Annotated in this window: 17 protein-coding genes; 14 read left to right on the top strand and 3 right to left on the bottom strand. The window is 62.8% G+C overall.

Features of this window, described 5'->3' with window-relative positions:
• The first annotated feature begins 19 nt into the window (after nucleotides 1–19).
• Nucleotides 20–1,849, top strand: a complete 1,830-nt coding sequence (locus IC761_RS07065) for an SLC13 family permease (RefSeq protein ID WP_195802545.1) — start codon at nucleotides 20–22, stop codon at nucleotides 1,847–1,849.
• Nucleotides 1,850–1,899: 50 nt separating this feature from the next.
• A complete protein-coding gene (locus tag IC761_RS07060) occupies nucleotides 1,900–3,729 on the top strand; it encodes an SLC13 family permease (protein ID WP_195802544.1) in 1,830 nt (609 codons plus the stop codon).
• Between the two features lie 6 nt (nucleotides 3,730–3,735).
• On the opposite strand, the gene IC761_RS07055 is transcribed toward IC761_RS07060, so the two are convergent.
• Both IC761_RS07055 and IC761_RS07050 read right to left on the bottom strand, forming a co-directional pair.
• Nucleotides 3,736–6,801 (bottom strand): efflux RND transporter permease subunit, encoded by a 3,066-nt coding sequence (locus tag IC761_RS07055; protein ID WP_195802543.1) that lies wholly within the window; start codon nucleotides 6,799–6,801, stop codon nucleotides 3,736–3,738.
• On the bottom strand, nucleotides 6,798–7,901 hold the full coding sequence (locus IC761_RS07050) for an efflux RND transporter periplasmic adaptor subunit (protein ID WP_195804574.1): 1,104 nt from the start codon (nucleotides 7,899–7,901) through the stop codon (nucleotides 6,798–6,800). The genes IC761_RS07055 and IC761_RS07050 overlap by 4 nt, the downstream gene beginning before the upstream one ends.
• A gap of 408 nt (nucleotides 7,902–8,309) precedes the next feature.
• Here IC761_RS07050 and IC761_RS07045 point away from each other — a divergent pair, with 408 nt between their 5' ends.
• The 8 genes from IC761_RS07045 (at nucleotide 8,310) to IC761_RS07010 (ending at nucleotide 13,579) form a co-directional block, all read left to right on the top strand.
• Nucleotides 8,310–8,522 (top strand): DUF3551 domain-containing protein, encoded by a 213-nt coding sequence (locus tag IC761_RS07045; RefSeq protein ID WP_195802542.1) that lies wholly within the window; start codon nucleotides 8,310–8,312, stop codon nucleotides 8,520–8,522.
• Nucleotides 8,523–8,744: 222 nt separating this feature from the next.
• Nucleotides 8,745–9,266 carry a Na+/H+ antiporter subunit E gene (locus IC761_RS07040; RefSeq protein ID WP_195802541.1) on the top strand — a complete coding sequence of 174 codons (522 nt, stop codon included), beginning with the start codon at nucleotides 8,745–8,747 and terminating at the stop codon, nucleotides 9,264–9,266.
• Nucleotides 9,259–9,549 carry an MrpF/PhaF family protein gene (locus tag IC761_RS07035; RefSeq protein ID WP_195802540.1) on the top strand — a complete coding sequence of 97 codons (291 nt, stop codon included), beginning with the start codon at nucleotides 9,259–9,261 and terminating at the stop codon, nucleotides 9,547–9,549. The genes IC761_RS07040 and IC761_RS07035 overlap by 8 nt, the downstream gene beginning before the upstream one ends.
• Nucleotides 9,546–9,839, top strand: a complete 294-nt coding sequence (locus IC761_RS07030) for a cation:proton antiporter (protein WP_195802539.1) — start codon at nucleotides 9,546–9,548, stop codon at nucleotides 9,837–9,839. Before IC761_RS07035 ends, IC761_RS07030 begins: the two co-directional genes overlap by 4 nt.
• Nucleotides 9,836–10,777 carry an MnhB domain-containing protein gene (locus tag IC761_RS07025; RefSeq protein ID WP_195802538.1) on the top strand — a complete coding sequence of 314 codons (942 nt, stop codon included), beginning with the start codon at nucleotides 9,836–9,838 and terminating at the stop codon, nucleotides 10,775–10,777. The genes IC761_RS07030 and IC761_RS07025 overlap by 4 nt, the downstream gene beginning before the upstream one ends.
• Nucleotides 10,777–11,118 (top strand): NADH-quinone oxidoreductase subunit K, encoded by a 342-nt coding sequence (locus IC761_RS07020; protein WP_195802537.1) that lies wholly within the window; start codon nucleotides 10,777–10,779, stop codon nucleotides 11,116–11,118. Before IC761_RS07025 ends, IC761_RS07020 begins: the two co-directional genes overlap by 1 nt.
• Nucleotides 11,118–12,890: a complex I subunit 5 family protein gene (locus IC761_RS07015; protein WP_195802536.1), complete on the top strand. Its 1,773-nt coding sequence runs from the start codon at nucleotides 11,118–11,120 to the stop codon at nucleotides 12,888–12,890. Before IC761_RS07020 ends, IC761_RS07015 begins: the two co-directional genes overlap by 1 nt.
• Nucleotides 12,891–13,075: 185 nt before the next feature.
• Entirely contained in the window at nucleotides 13,076–13,579 is a 504-nt protein-coding gene (locus IC761_RS07010; RefSeq protein ID WP_195802535.1) for a DUF1269 domain-containing protein, read from the top strand.
• A 6-nt stretch (nucleotides 13,580–13,585) separates the two neighbouring features.
• Here IC761_RS07010 and IC761_RS07005 read toward each other — a convergent pair whose 3' ends face one another.
• Nucleotides 13,586–14,296, bottom strand: a complete 711-nt coding sequence (locus IC761_RS07005) for a Bax inhibitor-1/YccA family protein (protein WP_195802534.1) — start codon at nucleotides 14,294–14,296, stop codon at nucleotides 13,586–13,588.
• A gap of 241 nt (nucleotides 14,297–14,537) precedes the next feature.
• Between IC761_RS07005 and IC761_RS36240 the strand changes: the two genes are divergently transcribed.
• From IC761_RS36240 to IC761_RS06990, 4 genes are all read left to right on the top strand, one after another.
• Complete coding sequence (locus tag IC761_RS36240) at nucleotides 14,538–14,735, top strand: DUF6894 family protein (protein ID WP_438265084.1); 198 nt, start codon at nucleotides 14,538–14,540, stop codon at nucleotides 14,733–14,735.
• A gap of 229 nt (nucleotides 14,736–14,964) precedes the next feature.
• Nucleotides 14,965–15,201 (top strand): hypothetical protein, encoded by a 237-nt coding sequence (locus tag IC761_RS07000; RefSeq protein WP_195802533.1) that lies wholly within the window; start codon nucleotides 14,965–14,967, stop codon nucleotides 15,199–15,201.
• A gap of 231 nt (nucleotides 15,202–15,432) precedes the next feature.
• Nucleotides 15,433–16,392: an AI-2E family transporter gene (locus tag IC761_RS06995; RefSeq protein WP_497006448.1), complete on the top strand. Its 960-nt coding sequence runs from the start codon at nucleotides 15,433–15,435 to the stop codon at nucleotides 16,390–16,392.
• Nucleotides 16,393–16,878: a DUF992 domain-containing protein gene (locus IC761_RS06990; RefSeq protein WP_195802531.1), complete on the top strand. Its 486-nt coding sequence runs from the start codon at nucleotides 16,393–16,395 to the stop codon at nucleotides 16,876–16,878.
• Nucleotides 16,879–16,910 lie beyond the last annotated feature (32 nt).

The following is a 16,910-nucleotide window of genomic DNA, read 5'->3' as shown; positions in this document are numbered from 1 at the left end:
ACCGCCGTCGCGAGGTGCGATGACGCCGCATATCCTCATTACCTTCGCCATCATCGCTATGATGGTGCTGCTCTTCGTCTCGAACCTCGTGCCGGTCGCGGTCGTGGCGCTAAGCGCGACGCTCGTGCTTTACGCGACCGGCATTCTGGAACTCGACGAGGCGCTGGCGGGTTTCGGTGACACCACGGTCCTCTTCATTGCTTCGCTCTTCGTGGTGAGTGCCAGCCTGGATTGCTCCGGCGTCACCGCGTGGGCGGGCCAGGTGTTGATCCGCTACGCGGGCGAAAGCCGGACACGCCTGTTGGTGCTGTCCACGCTGCTCGTGGCCTTTCTCACGGCGCTGATCGGTTCGGGCGGTGCGGTGGCTGCGCTGCTGCCCGTGCTGGTGATCGTCTCCGTCCGGCTCAAGCGCCCGCCCGCGCAGCTCATGATGCCTCTCGCCTTCGCCTCCTATTCGGGCTCGATGCTGGTGCTGACCGGAAGCCTTGTGAACGTGCTGCTCTCCGACGCGGCGAGCGATATCGGTCTCGCGCCCTTCGGATTCTTCGAGATGACGGTGATCGGCGTGCCGCTCCTGGCAGGCACCGTGGCCATTGTGGTTCTTTTCGGCCAGAGGCTGCTACCGGTGCGCACCAGCCGGGAAATGCCCGAGGATCTGAGCCATCATTCGCGGATGCTGACCGAGCAATACAAGCTGTTTGATCGGGTGTATCAGTTCGAGATCACCGCCGCCTCGCCCTATCTCGGTACGTTGCAGGCGGTGCTGGAATCGCGGCTGGAGCGCGAGAACCATCCGGAGCTCAGCTTCATCGCTATTCGCCCACGCCACCAGAACAGCATCTCGTGGCAACATTCTCTCGTGGAGGGCGATCGGCTCATCATGCGCGGTGAACAGGCGGCAATGGACGCCTTCGCCGAACAGCATGGCCTGACGCCTTGCCAGGAGACGGCCGCCAAGATGCGAGAGGCATTGTTCAACAACAGCCATGGCTTCGCCGAGGTGGTGCTGCCGCCCCGCTCTCGTTTGATCGATGAGACCGTCTTCCCCGGCATGATCACCGCAAGTGGCGATTTGATTATCCTCGGCATTCAGCGCGGTGGCGAGAATCTCGGGCCCGGAGAAACCGTTCTGGCAGCCGGTGACACGCTGCTGCTGCAAGGCCGCTGGGAAGCATTGGAGGAGCAGACGCGCGATCCGAACGTGCTCGTCGTTGCCGCCCCTGACATGATCCGTCGCCAGGCCAGGCCCCTGGGCACCGGCTCCGTGCGCGCGGTTATCATTCTTGCAGTCATGGTTACGCTGCTGGCGACGGGCGCCGTGCCGAGAGTCGTCGCCGGGTTGGCGGCGGCCTGCGCGGTGATCCTGTCGGGCGTACTCAAGATCGAGCGGGCCTACCGGGCGATCAACTGGAACGTGCTGATCATGGTGGCGTCGCTGATCCCGCTCTCGACCGCCATGTACAAGACCGGTGCGGCCTATCTCATCGCCGATGCGCTCGTCGACATCGTCGGCAATGCGAGCCCCTACGCGCTGCTGGCCGCGCTGTTTTTGCTCACGGCGCTGATCGGTCAGTTGATCAGCAGCACGGCGACGACACTCATCGTCATTCCGATAGCGATTGCCTCCGCCGAAGCCGTCGGTGTCTCACCACGCACCGCGCTGGTGACCGTTGCGGTGGCTGCGGCTGCTTCCTTCCTCACGCCCATCGCCGCCTCGGCAAGCCTCATGGTGCAGGGCCCCGGCGGCTATCGATTCGGTGATTTCTGGAGGATGGGCCTGCCGCTGCTGCTCTGGTTCTTCCTGGTGGCCACGTTTCTCGTACCCATCTTCTGGCCGTTCAAAGGATGACCAGTTGCACAGGATGAGCAGCTTGCGTTTCAACCGACCGGGTATTCCGCATGAACACCAATCTTGCTTTGGTTCTTCTGCTGCTTGCGACCGCGATCGTGATGTTCATGGCCAATCGTCCGCGCATGGACGCGGTCGCGCTGCTGATGATCGTGATCATGCCATTCACCGGGGTGATTACCATCGACGAGGCGCTGGCGGGGTTCAGCGATCCCAGCATCGTATTGATCGCAGGCCTCTTCGTGATCGGAGAGGGGCTGGTGCGCACCGGCGTGGCGCGTCGTCTCGGCGATTGGTTAAATAAGACCGCCGGCAGCAGCGAGACGCGCATGCTGGCGCTGCTGATGCTCGCAGTCAGTGGGCTCGGTGCATTCATGAGTTCGACCGCCGTGGTGGCCATATTCATCCCGGTGGTGCTGCGCATTTGTCAGAACACGGGAGCCGCGCCGAGCCAGTTGATGATGCCCCTGAGCTTTGCAGCCCTGATCAGCGGCATGCTCACCCTCGTTGCGACGGCGCCGAATCTGGTGGTGAACGCCGAGTTGATCCGTCAGGGTGAGGCCGGCTTCGGCTTTTTCAGCTTCACGCCCTTTGGGCTCGCATTTCTGGCGCTTGGCATTGCCTATATGCTGTTCGCGCGGCGGTTTCTGCCCGTCTCGGCCAAGCGTGTGAACGGCGAGCGCCGCCAGCCGAATATGCTTGATTGGGTCACGCAGTATGGCCTCACCGACCGAGCCTTGCGCGTCCGCGTGCTGATTGGCTCGCCGCTGGTCGGCAAGCGCCTGGAAGAGCTCTCGCTCCGGGACAGCGGCGTGAATCTGCTCGCCATCGAGCTTCCCGGCCGCTTCGGATCCGAGGCGATCCGCCCGAACGCAAGGACCGAGCTCGCCGCCGGCCAGATCCTGCTGCTCGACGTCATCGCGCCCCCTACCGAGATCAACCGAATGCTGAACGACTATAAGGTCGAGCGGCTCCCGCTGGGCGATTGCGGCTACTTCACCGATCGTTCGCAGGAAATCGGCATGGTCGAAGTCATCGTCCCGGCGGAGTCCAAGCTGATCGGCTCGAGCGTTTTGCAGGCGCGGGTGCGCAGCGAAATGGGATTGACTGTGCTGGGGCTGCGGCACGGTGGCAAGGTCGTCAGACAGGGGTTGCTCGATGAGACGTTGAAGGTCGGTGACACCCTTCTGCTGACCGGCTTCTGGTCCGACATCCGCAAGCTGCGATCCGAATTCTCCGATCTTGTCGTGCTGAACCTGCCGACCGAGCACAAGGAGGTTCTGCCGGCCGCGAACCTCGCACCTCAGGCACTGACGGTGCTGGCATTGACGGTCGGCATGATGGTCAGCGGCGTGGTGCCGAACGTGCATGCGGTTCTGATCGGCTGCTTGCTGATGGGGTTGCTGCGCTGCGTGGATTTCAACAGCGCGTACGCCTCGATCAATTGGAAGAGTCTGGTCCTTATCGTCGGCATGCTGCCCTTTTCGCTGGCGTTAAAACGGACCGGCGGCGTCGATCTCGCAGCCGACGCGGTGACGCATTTTGCGGGCGAGACATCACCGCGGGTGCTGTTAGCGCTGCTCTTCGTGATCACGGCCGCCCTTGGCCTGTTCATCTCGAACACGGCGACGGCAGTGCTCATGGCACCCGTAGCGCTCGCTGTGGCGAAGGATGTCGGCGCCTCGCCGTATCCCTTCGCTATGATTATCGCCATCGCGGCCTCGGCCGCCTTCATGACGCCGGTGTCTTCACCGGTGAACACCCTGGTCGTCGGACCGGGCAATTACGGCTTCGGCGATTTCCTGAAGATCGGCGTCCCTTTCACCGTCATTGTGATGTTGGCTGCCTTGGCGCTGGTGCCCTGGCTACTGCGATTTTAGAAGCACTCAGGCCGGATGCGATCCCGCACGTGGTTCCGCGTTTCCGTCCCGCGCAAACCAGGCCACATACAATGTCGGCAGGAAGACCAGCGTCAGAACGGTCGCGACCAGGAGTCCGCCCATGATCGCGAACGCCATCGGCCCCCAGAATACCGTTGGCGCGATTGGAATCATCCCTAGAACAGTCGATACGGCCGTCAACATGATCGGCCGAAAACGGGAGCTGCTGGCATCCACCGCAGCGTCCCAGGGCGTCTTGCCCAAAGCGCGTTCGGCGTCGATCTGTCCGATCAGGATGACCGCGTTCTTGCTGATCATGCCCAGCAGCGCGAGTACGCCGAGAATGGCGACAAAACCCAAGGGCCTGCCGGACAGCATCAGCGCTGCAACGACGCCGATCAGGCCGAGCGGCGCCACGCTCAGCACCATCAACAGTCTCGGAAAGCTCTGAAGCTGCACCATGAGGACGGTGAACATGACGAACAGCATCACCGGCACCACCGCCAGCACAGATGCCTGCGACTTCTGACTTTCCTCCACGGTGCCGCCGACGACCACGCTGTATCCCGAAGGAAGGGTCTTTCTGAAGTTCTCGATCGCCGTCGAGAGCGAGGTGACCACGCTCTCCGGCAATCTGTCACCGGCAATGGCAGCCTGGACCGTCAGGGTTGGAATGCGGTCGCGCCGCCAGATGAGCGGAAACTCCTGGTCATATTCAAAGGAGGAGAACTGGCCGAGAGGAACAGTCTGTCCACCCGGGAGCGCCACCTGCAGATTGCGCAGACCGTCCAGCGAGACCCTCTGCTCGTTGGTCGCGCGCGCCACCACATTGACCAGGTAAATATCGTCGCGAACCTGAGTAATGGGTGTGCCGGATATGACCGTGTTCAAGACTGTCGCGATCGTCTGCGAGCTCAGGCCGAGAAGGCGGGCCTCATTCTGGTCCACGCGGATACGCACTTGGCGGTTAGGTTCCATCCAGTCGAAATTCACCTGTTTGGTGTCCGGACTGGAAGCGACGATCTGTCCGACCTTGAGCGCGATTTCGCGCACCCGTTCCACGTCAGGTCCACTGACCCGATACTGCACCGGCCATCCCACCGGCGGTCCGAGCTCTAGCGGAGAAACAAACGCAATCGCGTTGGGAAACTCCTGCGCGAGCAGCTTTTCGAGCTTGGAATGCAGGCGCTCGCGTGCTGCGACATCCTTGGCGATCACGACGGCCTGCGTGAAGAAATCGTTCGGGAGCTGAACATTCAGGGGCAAATAGAAGCGGATGGCACCGCGCCCCACATAGGTGCTCCACCGCGCCACATCGGCATCGGTCGAAAGGGCAGTATCCAGGCGCTCTGCTGCGGCCTCGCTCGCGTGGATTGACGAGTTTTGCGGCAAGCTCAGGTCTACGAGCAACTCTGGCCGGTCCGACGATGGAAAGAATTGTCGCGGGATGAGCGGCAGCGCAAGCACCGAACAAACGAAGAGCGCCAGGGAGGCTGCGATCGTCAGCCATTTCGCGCGCATCGCGAAAGTCAGGAAGCTCCTATACATGCGGAAGATCCTGCCCGGATCCGCCGTGCTTGTCGGCTTCGGCGGAACGAGAATGGCCGCTCCGAGCAGTGGCGTGAAAATGACCGCAACGAACCAGGACACCAGCAGTGCGATCGTGACGACGGCGAAGAGCGAAAACGTGTATTCACCCGCGGAACTCGCAGCAAAGCCGACCGGTATAAAGCCCGCGATCGTCACCAGCGTGCCCGCGAGCATCGCCATTGCGTGGGTCCGGTACGCGAAAGTTGCCGCCTCTATCTTGCTGTCGCCCTCTGCGAGCCGACTGAGCGTCGCATCGGTCGTGGTCATCGCATCGTCGACCAGCAACGCGAGCGCAATGATGAGCGCGCCAAGCGATATTCGCTGCATATCGATGCTGAGGAGTCCCATGATCGGAAACACGATCGCCAGCGTGAATGGTATGGCGAGCGCGATGATCAGGCCGGGTCGCACGCCCAGGCTGATGAAACTCACCACCATGATGATGCCGATCGCCTGCATCAACGAGACCGTGAACTCGCGGATCGCCTGGTCGACCACAACGGGCTGGTCCGCGACCAGGCTGGGCTCGATTCCGATGGGGAGATCCGCGGTGATCTGCGCCATTGCCCTTCTAATATTGGCGCCGAGCGCAAGAATGTCGCCGCCATCCCGCATGGCGATTGCAAGGCCTATTGCCGGTTTGCCATTGATCCGAAACATCGGCTGGGGTGGATCCGCGTAGCCGCGTCGCACCTGCGCAATATCGCTCAGGCGAAGCATACGCCCACCGGCGGAAAAGTTGATGTTGGCGATGTCCTGCTCCGACTGGAAGCTGCCTGACACCCGAATCGAGATACTTTCCGAGCCGGTCTGTATCGTTCCCGCCGGACGCACGCTGTTTTGCGACTGGAGCGCCGCAATGAGCGCGGACCGATCAACTCCGAGGGCCGCAAGCTCCTTGGTGGAGAACTCGACGAAGATCACCTCATCCTGTTCGCCCAGAAGCTCAATCTTTGACACGTCAGGTACGAGAAGCAGCCTCGAGCGAACGTCTTCGACCCGATCGCGCAGCTCTCGCTGGGTGAAGCCGTCGTTGCTGAAACCATAGATGATACCGAACGTATCGCCGAATTCGTCATTAAACCCGGGCCCGATCACGCCCGCGGGCAGCGTATGACGCATGTCTCCGATCGTCTTTCGGACGTGGTACCAGGTGTCGGCTACCTGTTTTGCATTCGCGCTCCCCTTCAGATTTACAAAGACGGTTGCGACACCGGCCCTTGTGAAGCTTCGCAAGAAGTCCAGATGCGGCGTTTCCTGCAAGTGACGTTCGAGGCGCTCGGTGACCTGCTTCATCGTCTCTTCCACAGTTGCTCCGGGCCACGCGGCCTGGACCACCATGGTCTTGATGATGAAGGCCGGATCTTCATTGCGACCCAACCGGAAATAGGAGAGTGAACCTCCGACCACCGCAATGATCATCATATAGACGACCAGCGAACGGTGTTTCAGAGCCCAATCGGAAAGATTCATTCCGCTCATGGCTCGGATCCAAGAACTCGGACCTTTTGACCCGGATGCAGCGCCTGAACGCCGGCGGTGACAACTATTTCGCCGACGTCGAGCCCCTGGGAAATGATGGCCTGCGCTTCATCGAACCGCAGCACATCCACGTTTCGCACCGCGACCGTGTTGGTGGCCCGATCGACGATCCATACGGCAGGCTGCTGATTCATCCTGGTCAGCGCGGTAGATGGAATATCGATCATCGGCCCTGCGCTTGTGTTCACTCGTCCTATCACCGATGCACCCAAACGCATCGCCGCCGGCGGATCCGTCAGGCCGACCTTGACCTCGAAGGTCCGGGTCACGGCACTGGCCTGTGCTGCAACTTCGCGAATGCGCCCTTGTGCGGTTATCGACGGATCATCAGCCAGGCTGACGGTGATCTCTGGATCAGCGGAAGCCGACCTGATCAATTGAGCGGGGACGTCGAAGACCGCATCACGGCCGTCCTGCCGCGCAATCCTGGCGACCATCTGCCCGACCTGGACGACCTCGCCGGCGACCGGACCTGTGGCCGTTATCACGCCGGGTGCATCAGCCTTGAGCTCGGTGAAGCTGACGAGGTCATGCGCGGAACTCAGCTGCGCTTCGGCCGCATCGACCTGCGATTGCGCGGTTTGCCTCGCCTGGGTTGCGGCGTCGTAATTGACGCGCGTGGTCCAGCCCTGCGCCAACAGCGTCTCCTGGCGGTCGAAGTGATTGCGCGCCTGTGTCAATTGCCCCTGAGCGGCGGCAAGGGATGCCTGCGCCTGTCGCAGCGCGCTCAGCTCATTCTGCGACTCCAATCGCGCCAGCACCTGACCGGCCTTGACCCGGTCGCCGATCTTGGTGTCATTGCTCAACAAGCGTCCCGAGATCCGGAATGCGACATTCACCTCGTCTTCCGCCTCGACCCGTCCGGAGAATGTCAGCGGCGTTGTGACCTTGCGCTTTTCCACGGTCGCGGTGCGTACGATCCGCGGCGAAGATGCGTCCTTGGTTTCGGTTTCCCGTCCACATCCTGCCAGCATCAGCGAGATCGCCGTCACCAGCGTCGATGTGAGAATGTTTCGAGGCGCGGATCGGCTGCCGTGCATGAACATGAGCTGTTCCGTTCCGGGAGTGAGATCTTGCCGGGAGGATTGCGCCTTCTGCAGTCGCGTTTCCCGGTACCGCCATCGGCATTTTGCCGATGGGGTCCGCCGTCAACATCGGTAAATCTACTCGGTGGCGCCGGATGGAATCCGTGGTCGGCCATCAGCAGATTCCTAGGACGTGATCAGGCAATCACCCGATGTCGCCGGTTCCGTGGACGACGCATGATGCAATCGTCATGTGGAGCAATCGCGCGAGGCGCGCGGCTGCGCGCGACTCACACTTCACATGATCGGCGTCACCGATCCGGGGACTCGTAAACGTGACGATCGACCTGGGCCGCGACCAACGCCTGAACATCGACACTTGAACGTGGCTCCAACCGACTTGAACGACCAGGAGGATTTCAAATGCGAAAGTTTATCTTCGTTGCAACCGCGATCTTGGGGACCCTGGCGATCACGCCTCTGTCAACCTCGGCGCAGGCCCAGCAGAGCCCGCAGAACCAATGGTGCTCCAAGTTTAAGGGACACACGAACTGCAGGTACTCTACCGAAGAGCAGTGCCGTGCATCCAGAAGCGGACGAGGCGGCACATGCTTCGCTCGGCAGGCGTCGCAGTAGTTGCGCGGCAGGGTCGCAAGATCCTATCCCAAGCGAAGGCGATGGCGCCGGACGATCCACTCGTGGGCGCCATCCGAACCCTTCTGGATGATGATGTATCGCCACGCCGGCTTGCGGATCGATGCAGCGCATGACTCGCGGATAGACGCCCCTGCCGCTGCTCCGTCGTTGGAATGGCAGGGCCCCAGGCGACACAATCCGGGAGCAACCGAGGAAACCAGCATGACAGGATCCTCAGGTGGTCGGGATGGACGTGCGGCCGTCGCGGTTGGAGGATTGTGGCGGATTGCGACTTTCAGAGCCGCATTTTTCCTCTGCCTCTGGCTCGTGCTTGCCGGCGTCAATCCCGCGGATCTTCCTGCCGCGGCGGCTGCGATCGCGGCAGCAACCTGGACAAGCCTGCACCTGCTGGAGCCGAGCAGATCGCGGCGGTCGGTTACTGCCATGGCACGCCTGGCGCTGCTTTTCCTGTACCAGTCGGTGGTCGCCGGCGTAGACGTCGCGCGTCGCGCGCTCGATCCCCGGCTGCCGCTGCGCCCGGGATTGGTGGTCTATCCGACCGGCCTTTCGCGCGGGATGCGACGTAACGTGTTCACGACACTCACCAGCCTTTTGCCCGGCACGGTGCCGACCGGGGAGGAGAACGGGCAGATCGTCTATCACTGCCTCGACATCGAGCAACCGGTCGTTGCCGAGCTTGCCGCCGAGGAAGCGGCGTTGGTTCGAGCGCTCTACAATGACTGAATTCCTGACCGCCGCAGTCGGCTTGATCCTGACGATGCTGGCGCTCGGGCTGGTGTCGATCTTGCGTGGCCCGACAGATGCAGACCGGATGATGGCGACACAATTGATCGGGACCGCGGGCATTGCCGTCCTGCTGCTGCTCGGGACCGTGACAGGCGTGCCGGCGGCCGTCGACGTGGCATTGATCCTGGCACTGCTCGCCACCTTCGCATCCATCGCGTTCGTCAAGAAAGGGCTTTCCCGCCTCGCAACCGATGGAGCCGGTCCGGGGGAGGACAGATGAGCGTCGTACGCGACATCATCACGGTTGCGGGGGTGTCGGCAGGCGTGTTCTTCTTTTTCGCCGGCACTGTCGGCCTTCTTCGCTTTCCCGACACCCTGACGCGTCTGCACGCGCTCAGTAAGGCCGACAATCTCGGTCTGGGTTTCGTCGTGCTCGGGCTGCTCCCCCAAACAGGAGGCCTGCGCGACGGACTGAAGCTGATCAGCATCTGGATGTTCGTGCTGCTCGCGGGCGCCTCCGTCTCGCAGTTGATAGCGCGCACGGCACGTCAGAGCGGATCTGGCAAATGAGCATCGCAACAGTGTTCGAGATCGCGCTCGCCGCCGTGGTGCTGGGCCTCGCCATCTGGACGATCGCCGTCCCCGACACCTATTCGGCCACGGTCGGTTTTATCGCCTACGGACTTCTGGTTGCGCTGATTTGGGTCCGTCTTGACGCCGTCGATGTTGCGCTGACCGAGGCTGCAATTGGCGGAGGCCTGGGCGGCGTCGTGCTGCTGGGCGCGGCGGCCCGGCTGCGCGACACCGAGGCGATGACAACGGAAGCACCTAGCCTGATCGTGCGCCTGAGCGCGGCCATCCTGTCCGCGTCGATCGCGGCAGCGCTGGCCGTCGCAATCCTGCTTCTGCCCGATCCAGCGCCAACGCTCGCGCCCGAGGTCGTCTCGAATTCCGGGGCGACCGGAATGGCCAACCCCGTCACCAACGTGCTCATGGCATTCCGCGGGATGGACACCATGCTCGAGAAGGTCGTGCTCCTGCTCGCCATCGTCGGCGTCTGGTCGCTCGCATCGGACCAGGCCTGGGGCGGTCGTCCCGGACTGCGCCACCAGGCCGATCCAAATGGTGTTCTCGCCTTTCTCGCGCGCCTGTTGCCGCCCGCCGGCATTGTCGTCGGCATTTACATCCTGTGGACGGGCGCTGATCACCCCGGCGGAGCGTTTCAGGGCGGCGCGGTTCTCGCATCCATGTGGCTGCTGGTCATCATGGCCGGACTGGCGGATACGCCGCCCGTGCGCAGTCGATGGCTACGGCTCATCCTGGTGTCCGGACCTGGCCTGTTCCTTGTCGTCGGCCTTGGCGGGCTCTGTTTTGGGCCGGCGTTCCTTGCTTATCCGGTCGCGTTCGCCAAACCGTTGATTCTGGGCATCGAGGTCGCGATGCTACTGACGATCGCGACGACGCTCGGCCTGCTGCTCGCCGGCGCACCGGAAAGGAGCGCCGAGTGATGAGCGCCGTGACGGTGTTCGGATTATGCGCCGCCGCGGCGGTCGGGCTCGGGCTCTACGGCCTGATCGCGAATCCGCAACCACTTCGCAAGATCATCGCATTCAACCTGCTCGGCAGCGGCGTGTTTCTTCTGTTCGGCATTGTCGGACGCCGAGGCGCCGCAGCCGCCTTTGGCAACGACCCGGTGCCGCAAGCCCTGGTGATCACCGGAGTCGTGGTGGCGTTTTCCGCGACGGCACTGGCGATCGCCCTGTTGCTGCGGCTCTTCCAGATCGCCGGCTCGACGACACTCGACGGTCCGGCGCCGGCGAGCCCGCCCTCCGATCCGTCCGGTGGCTGATGCTGCCCCCTGCCCCCGTGCTGGTGACAACTGCCGGCGGCGTCCTGCTGGTGCTGTCGATCGCGTTGCCGGTCGCGGGTATCTTGCTGGCGTTCGCTTTCGGCGAGCGCTACGTTCGGCAGGTCGCCTTCACGGTCATGCCGGCCGGATTGGCGATTGCGGCAGCGGTTCTCGTGCTCTTGCCGCGAAGCGACGGCCACCTCGTCTATCTGCTCGGCGCCTGGCCGCCGCCGCTCGGCGTAGCCCTCCGCGCCGACGGATTGTCGGCAGTCATGCTCGCGACGACGGCGGTCGTGATCTGCGCGGTCGCCATTTTTGCCGCGACCGATTTTCGTCCCCAAGCTGCCGAAGCGCGCGCACCATTCGCATTATGGATTCTGCTGCTGGCGATCTGGGGCGCGCTGAACACGATCTTCGTCGGCGGCGACCTCTTCTCGCTCTATGTTGCGCTGGAACTGCTGACGTTCGCCGCGGTGCCTCTGGTGTCGCTCGACGGTCGCGCGGAGACGCTTCGGGCCGCGTTGCGATATCTGCTCTTCGCATTGCTCGGTTCGGTCCTTTATCTGCTGGGCACCGCGCTGCTCTATGGTCTCTACGGGACACTCGATATCGTGTTGTTGTCGCATCGCGTGAGCGCCGAATCCGGCGTGCTCATCGCGGCGGCCTTGATGACAAGCGGTCTCCTCGCCAAAACTGCACTCTTTCCGCTGCACCTCTGGCTGCCGCCCGCTCATGCCGGCGCACCGGCCGCTGCGAGCGCGATGCTGTCCGGTCTGGTCGTGAAGGGGTCGTTCTTCATTCTTGTGCGACTCTGGTTCGATGCCATGCCGGGCTTGCCCGGTTTGGCTGCCGCGCAATTGCTCGCGACGCTGGGAGCCGGAGCGATCGTGTTCGGAAGCGTTGTCGCGCTCCGGCAAGAGCGCCTCAAGCTCCTGATTGCATATTCGACGCTGGCTCAGATCGGATATCTCTTCCTGATGTTTCCTCTCGCGTTCGGCGCATCCGGAAAGCTCGAAAACGACCAGGCCCTGGCGGGCGGCCTGTTGCAAGCAGTTTCCCATGCGACGGCGAAGGCGGCGATGTTCATGGCCGCCGGATCAATCTATGCCGGGCTTGGCCACGATCGCATCACCGGGCTGCGCGGTGTCGCACGGGCCCTGCCCTTGAGCGTCCTAGCGTTCGCAATTGGCGGCATCGCCTTGATGGGTGTTCAACCGAGCGGAGCGTCACTCGCAAAGGAGTTATTGCTCCAGGAGACGGCGAGGACGGGGCAGTGGTGGTGGGCCCTCGTGCTTCAGGCCGCCGGAATGTTCACGACCGCCTATGTCGTGCTGGTCCTGTCCCACGCGCTCGCGCCATCAGACCAGTCGATTGCCCTCGTCGGCCGAGCGCCGCTCGGACGCGACCTCGCGGCGCTTGCCTTGGCGCTCTGTTCGCTATTGCTTGGCTTGTTGCCTTGGAACTCGTATTTGCCAGTCCGGTATGGTCCGACATCGAGCCTGTTCGGCATCGACGCGCTGCCCAAATTGCTCTTGCCTGTGCTCGGAGGCGCAGCGCTTGCGATCTTGCTCAGCCCATGGCCGCACCCGCTGGGCTCTTCAGCGGCCTGGAAAGCGCTCATCAGAGTGGCCGGTCCGCTCCGGCGCGGCTGTCTTGGATTGAGCAGCCTTGTCGTAAGCGGCGACGACGTTCTTCGTCAATGGTCCGCCGCCGGCATCTCCCTGCTCCTGGTCGCGCTGCTGCTAGCAGCGCTAATGTTCGCGGCGAGCTGAAGACCACCTGGATCGAGCAGGTCGTGCCGAGGGAATCCCTCGATACAATGATCAGGAACGATCTCTTTAGCGTCCAAGGGTTTTCATGGATACCGAGCTTGTGTTCGCAGCGTAGTCTCCGCGCCAATGCAATTGGCACCGGTCTTCCCGCGGTCAATCCTGCGGGAAATACCCAGGAGGTCTCCATGTCTGATCTGGTCGCAATCGTATACCCGAGCGAGGCAAAGGCCGAAGAAGTCCGTCAGCGGCTGCTTAAGTTGCAAAAGGAATATTTGATCACCATCAGTGACGCGGTGATCGCCGTCAAGGCCGAGAATGGCAGCATCCGGCTCAACCAGCTCGTCAACACCACGGCGACGGGCGCAATTACCGGCAGCTTCTGGGGGCTGCTGATCGGAGTTCTCTTCCTCAATCCGATCATCGGTGTCGCGCTCGGCGCCGCGTCCGGCGCGCTTGGAGGCGCTTTGTCCGATTTCGGCATCAACGATTCCTTCATGAAAGAGCTGTCCGCCTCGCTCCACGCCGGCAACGCCGCGCTCTTCGTCCTGATCAAGAACATGACGGCCGACAAGGTGCTGAACGAGATCAAGGAAGCCGGCGGAGTTGTGTTGAAGACGTCCCTGGACGAGACCAAGGAGAAGATTCTCCGCGACGCGCTCGCCAGTGTGGCGGAGCGGCCGGCGGCCTGAAGCCGCCTACCGTCGACCGCCCTGCAGGCGCAGCAGCATCATGAACAGATTGAGGAAGTTGAGGTAGAGCGACAGTGCCGCGATGACGGACTTGCGGCTCGCCGTTGTCTCATCGTCCCTGCTCTCATACATCGCCTTGATCCGCTGCGTATCGTAGGCCGTCAGTCCTGCAAAGACGGCAACGCCGACGATCGAGATCAACCAATCGAGCCCCGTCGACCTCAGGAAGAGGTTGACCAGGCCTGCGATGATGATGCCGATCAGGCCCATGAACAGGAAGCTGCCGACCGCGGACAGGTTCCGCCCGGTGGTGTAACCGAAGACGCTGAGTGCCCCGAACATTGCGGCCGCGATGAAGAAGACGCGCGTGATCGAGGCACTGGTGTAGATGTGCAGCAGCGTCGAGAGCGAGACGCCGACCAACGCGGCATAGACGAAGAACAGAAGGCGCGCCGTTTCCGCCGACAGCGTATTGATGCGCGCCCCGATGAAGAACACCAGCGCGAGCGGCGCCAGGATGAAAACCCACATCAATGGGCTCTCGAGCAAGGTGGGACCCATGAGCTGATACGTCAGCCCCGCCACAATTGCGGTCAGGCCGACGCCCGCGGCCATATAATTGTAGATGCGCAGCATATAGGCGCGCAATCCGGGATCGATCGCAAGCGCGGCGCCACCGCTGCCTGAGGCGGTCAGGTTCGGATCATAATTCGACATCGCTCTCCTCCTCGGATTTGTTCGCACGAACAAGCCAAGCTAGCGGTCTGGCCCTTGCGGGCACATCGGATGATCACCCGAGTACCGCAGGATATATCACCCTATCGCGGAACGCCTGCATCCGGCCGCGGCGGCTAACCGAAGTGTAACCTTGGGTCGCCCTCAGCTTCTCATCCTTTTTGCCTGGACTCTTGCACCTTTGTCACTGGAAGCTGGTCACGCACCGGCCTAATCCGTCCGCATGCGCTACTTCTTTCACATCGTCGACAAATACGGCCTTTGTCCGGACGGAACTGCATGCGAGTGCGCCGACCAGGGCGCCGCCGTTCTGCACGCCAGGCGTATCGCGGCTGAACTCGCCAAGGCCGGCGAGTTCTTCCGCGCGAGCTTCGTGTTGATCGCCCGAACCGCGGCGCCAGGGTCGGCAAGTTCTCGCTAGAGGGGTCGACCGATTTCCTGTCTCGCCCTCTACATAGAATCCCCGATGTGCAGACGCGGAAGCCGCCTCTAGTCTCGCAGCCGAGGGTGGCCGGTCTACCCCACTCAAATTCGACCCTTGCGCCCACCTCATCCCCGGGTTTGGGGACTAACCGCGTGCGTCCGCGTCCATGCGCCGGCCGGCGGCGCTATCCCGATCTGAAGTATCGTGGGGTCAATTGGAGACAAACATGAATGTCCGCACCTTTTGCGGCGCTCTCATCCTTGCCGGATCGATCGCGGCCGCGCAGCCGACCAGCTCTCAGGCGCAGACGACCGATCCGGCTGCATCCGTGCCCAAGCAGGTCACGACGCCTGCGCCAGGCGCCGCCGCGCCAAATACCAATACGAACCCCACCAAGCATCGCCACTGGCGCCATCGCGGCGGCTCGCATCCCCATTATGGCAGCCGCCGTGTTCGCACCTGAGCCCCGGCACGACGGTCCATCATTGAAATCCGCCGGGACGCCCGACCGATGAGCGACGTGAGGACAGGACAAGAGCAACCGCGCGAGGCCGGTTTCCGCGAGCCTCCAGACCAGGCCGTGTCCGACAATCGCCGCGGCCTTCTCGCAACGGGCCTCACTTTGCTCGCCACATGCGTTGGCCTCTTCCTGGTGTGGCAAACCGTCTCGAGTCTCCTCATCATCTTCGCAGGCGTGTTGTTTGCCGCCTTTCTGGATGCCGCCGCGCGGGCACTGGCGCCGGCAATTCCGCTCAATCGTTTGTGGCGGCTGACATTCGTGCTGCTGCTGTTCGCCACCATGGTCGGACTGGGCCTCGTCTGGGGAGTTGGCAAGCTGCCGGAGCAAACGCGCATCTTGCTGAAGGTCATGGACACCCAGTTCGACGTCTTGCAGCAACGTCTTCTGACGTACGGCGTCGACCTGCTTGGTCCGGAGTGGGGCCGAGATTTTGCGCAGTGGCTGTTGTCCGATCAAGGCCGGTTCTTCAGCCACGCCCAGCTCGTCCTTGGCAGAGCGTCGAGCTTTCTGACCGGCGCGCTGGTGATCGCGTTCCTCGGTATCCTCTTTGCCTTCGATCCCACCAGCCACCGCGAGAGCCTTGTGGTGCTGGCGAAGCCCTCCTATCGCGCCCGGACACGCGCGGTGATGAACGAGATGGGAAACGTGATGCGGCTGTGGTTCGTCGGGCAGCTGATCCGCATCGTCCTGATGACACTGTGCGTGTGGGTCGCGCTCTACCTTATCGGGCTTCCCGGTCCCTTCGTGCTGGGGCTGCAGGCGGGCCTTTCCAACTTCGTTCCGTATCTGGGACCCATCCTTGCCGCAATCCCGATCGCGCTCGTCGCAATGCCGCTCGGCGCATCGCTGCTGATCTGGGCCGTCGTCATCTACACGATCGTTCAGTCGATCGAGGGCTATGTGATCGGTCCGCTGATCCAGCGCCAGGCGGTCGAAATTCCTCCCGCATGGACATTGGTCGCGATCGTGCTGTTGGGCGCAATGCTGGGCGTGATGGGCATCGCGCTCGCCATGCCGCTGGTCGCCGTCGGCCGGGTCGCGATCATCAGATTCTACGTCGAGGATTACCTCGGCGATGACCGGGGGCCGATGCTTAACAAGGGACCATCGCAAATAGGTACAACGGAGGCCTGAATGCGCATCAACCTGTTTCTCACGATCATCTGCGGATTCGCCTTGATGTGCACCGATGCCCTGCCCGCACGGGCCGAGACGTTCAGGGTCGGCCGGCTCGTATGTACCAGCACCCCACGCGTTGGGCTGGTGCTTGGCTCCGCGCAAGAGCTTCGTTGCGTATTCATCACGACACGCCCGACCCGACAATACGTCTATGACGGACGGATCCGGCGCGTTGGTCTCGACATCGGCGTGACCAGCGCAGGAACTCTCTCATGGGCCGTCTTCGCTAGAAACTCCCGCGCCGGTCCCGGCACGCTGCGGGGGAGCTACGTGGGCGCGAGCGGCAATGTTGCATTCGGCCCCGGGCTCGGAGCCAACGTCCTGATCGGAGGCTCTCGCCGGACGATTGCGCTCCAGCCGCTGTCGATCGAGCGATCGATCGGATTGAACCTTGCGGCAGGAGTTACGAACCTGACTCTCGGTCCGCGCGGACGGCGATAGCGGCTTGTCTCGAACCCTAGAGCAAGGAGCGG

Origin of the sequence: Bradyrhizobium commune, assembly GCF_015624505.1 — a bacterium.
Taxonomy (GTDB): domain Bacteria; phylum Pseudomonadota; class Alphaproteobacteria; order Rhizobiales; family Xanthobacteraceae; genus Bradyrhizobium; species Bradyrhizobium commune.
This window is presented reverse-complemented; position numbering and strand designations above follow the sequence as displayed.

Excerpts from the sequence above, each read along its gene's own strand:
- IC761_RS07005 (WP_195802534.1), bottom strand. The coding sequence starts at position 14,296 with ATGTCGAATTATGATCCGAACCTGACCGCCTCAGGCAGCGGTGGCGCC.
- IC761_RS07025 (WP_195802538.1), top strand. The coding sequence starts at position 9,836 with ATGAGCATCGCAACAGTGTTCGAGATCGCGCTCGCCGCCGTGGTGCTG.
- IC761_RS06990 (WP_195802531.1), top strand. The coding sequence starts at position 16,393 with ATGCGCATCAACCTGTTTCTCACGATCATCTGCGGATTCGCCTTGATG.
- IC761_RS07010 (WP_195802535.1), top strand. The coding sequence starts at position 13,076 with ATGTCTGATCTGGTCGCAATCGTATACCCGAGCGAGGCAAAGGCCGAA.
- IC761_RS07020 (WP_195802537.1), top strand. The coding sequence starts at position 10,777 with ATGAGCGCCGTGACGGTGTTCGGATTATGCGCCGCCGCGGCGGTCGGG.
- IC761_RS07045 (WP_195802542.1), top strand. The coding sequence starts at position 8,310 with ATGCGAAAGTTTATCTTCGTTGCAACCGCGATCTTGGGGACCCTGGCG.
- IC761_RS07050 (WP_195804574.1), bottom strand. The coding sequence starts at position 7,901 with ATGCACGGCAGCCGATCCGCGCCTCGAAACATTCTCACATCGACGCTG.
- IC761_RS07055 (WP_195802543.1), bottom strand. The coding sequence starts at position 6,801 with ATGAGCGGAATGAATCTTTCCGATTGGGCTCTGAAACACCGTTCGCTG.
- IC761_RS07030 (WP_195802539.1), top strand. The coding sequence starts at position 9,546 with ATGAGCGTCGTACGCGACATCATCACGGTTGCGGGGGTGTCGGCAGGC.
- IC761_RS36240 (WP_438265084.1), top strand. The coding sequence starts at position 14,538 with ATGCGCTACTTCTTTCACATCGTCGACAAATACGGCCTTTGTCCGGAC.
- IC761_RS07035 (WP_195802540.1), top strand. The coding sequence starts at position 9,259 with ATGACTGAATTCCTGACCGCCGCAGTCGGCTTGATCCTGACGATGCTG.
- IC761_RS07040 (WP_195802541.1), top strand. The coding sequence starts at position 8,745 with ATGACAGGATCCTCAGGTGGTCGGGATGGACGTGCGGCCGTCGCGGTT.
- IC761_RS07065 (WP_195802545.1), top strand. The coding sequence starts at position 20 with ATGACGCCGCATATCCTCATTACCTTCGCCATCATCGCTATGATGGTG.
- IC761_RS07060 (WP_195802544.1), top strand. The coding sequence starts at position 1,900 with ATGAACACCAATCTTGCTTTGGTTCTTCTGCTGCTTGCGACCGCGATC.
- IC761_RS07015 (WP_195802536.1), top strand. The coding sequence starts at position 11,118 with ATGCTGCCCCCTGCCCCCGTGCTGGTGACAACTGCCGGCGGCGTCCTG.
- IC761_RS07000 (WP_195802533.1), top strand. The coding sequence starts at position 14,965 with ATGAATGTCCGCACCTTTTGCGGCGCTCTCATCCTTGCCGGATCGATC.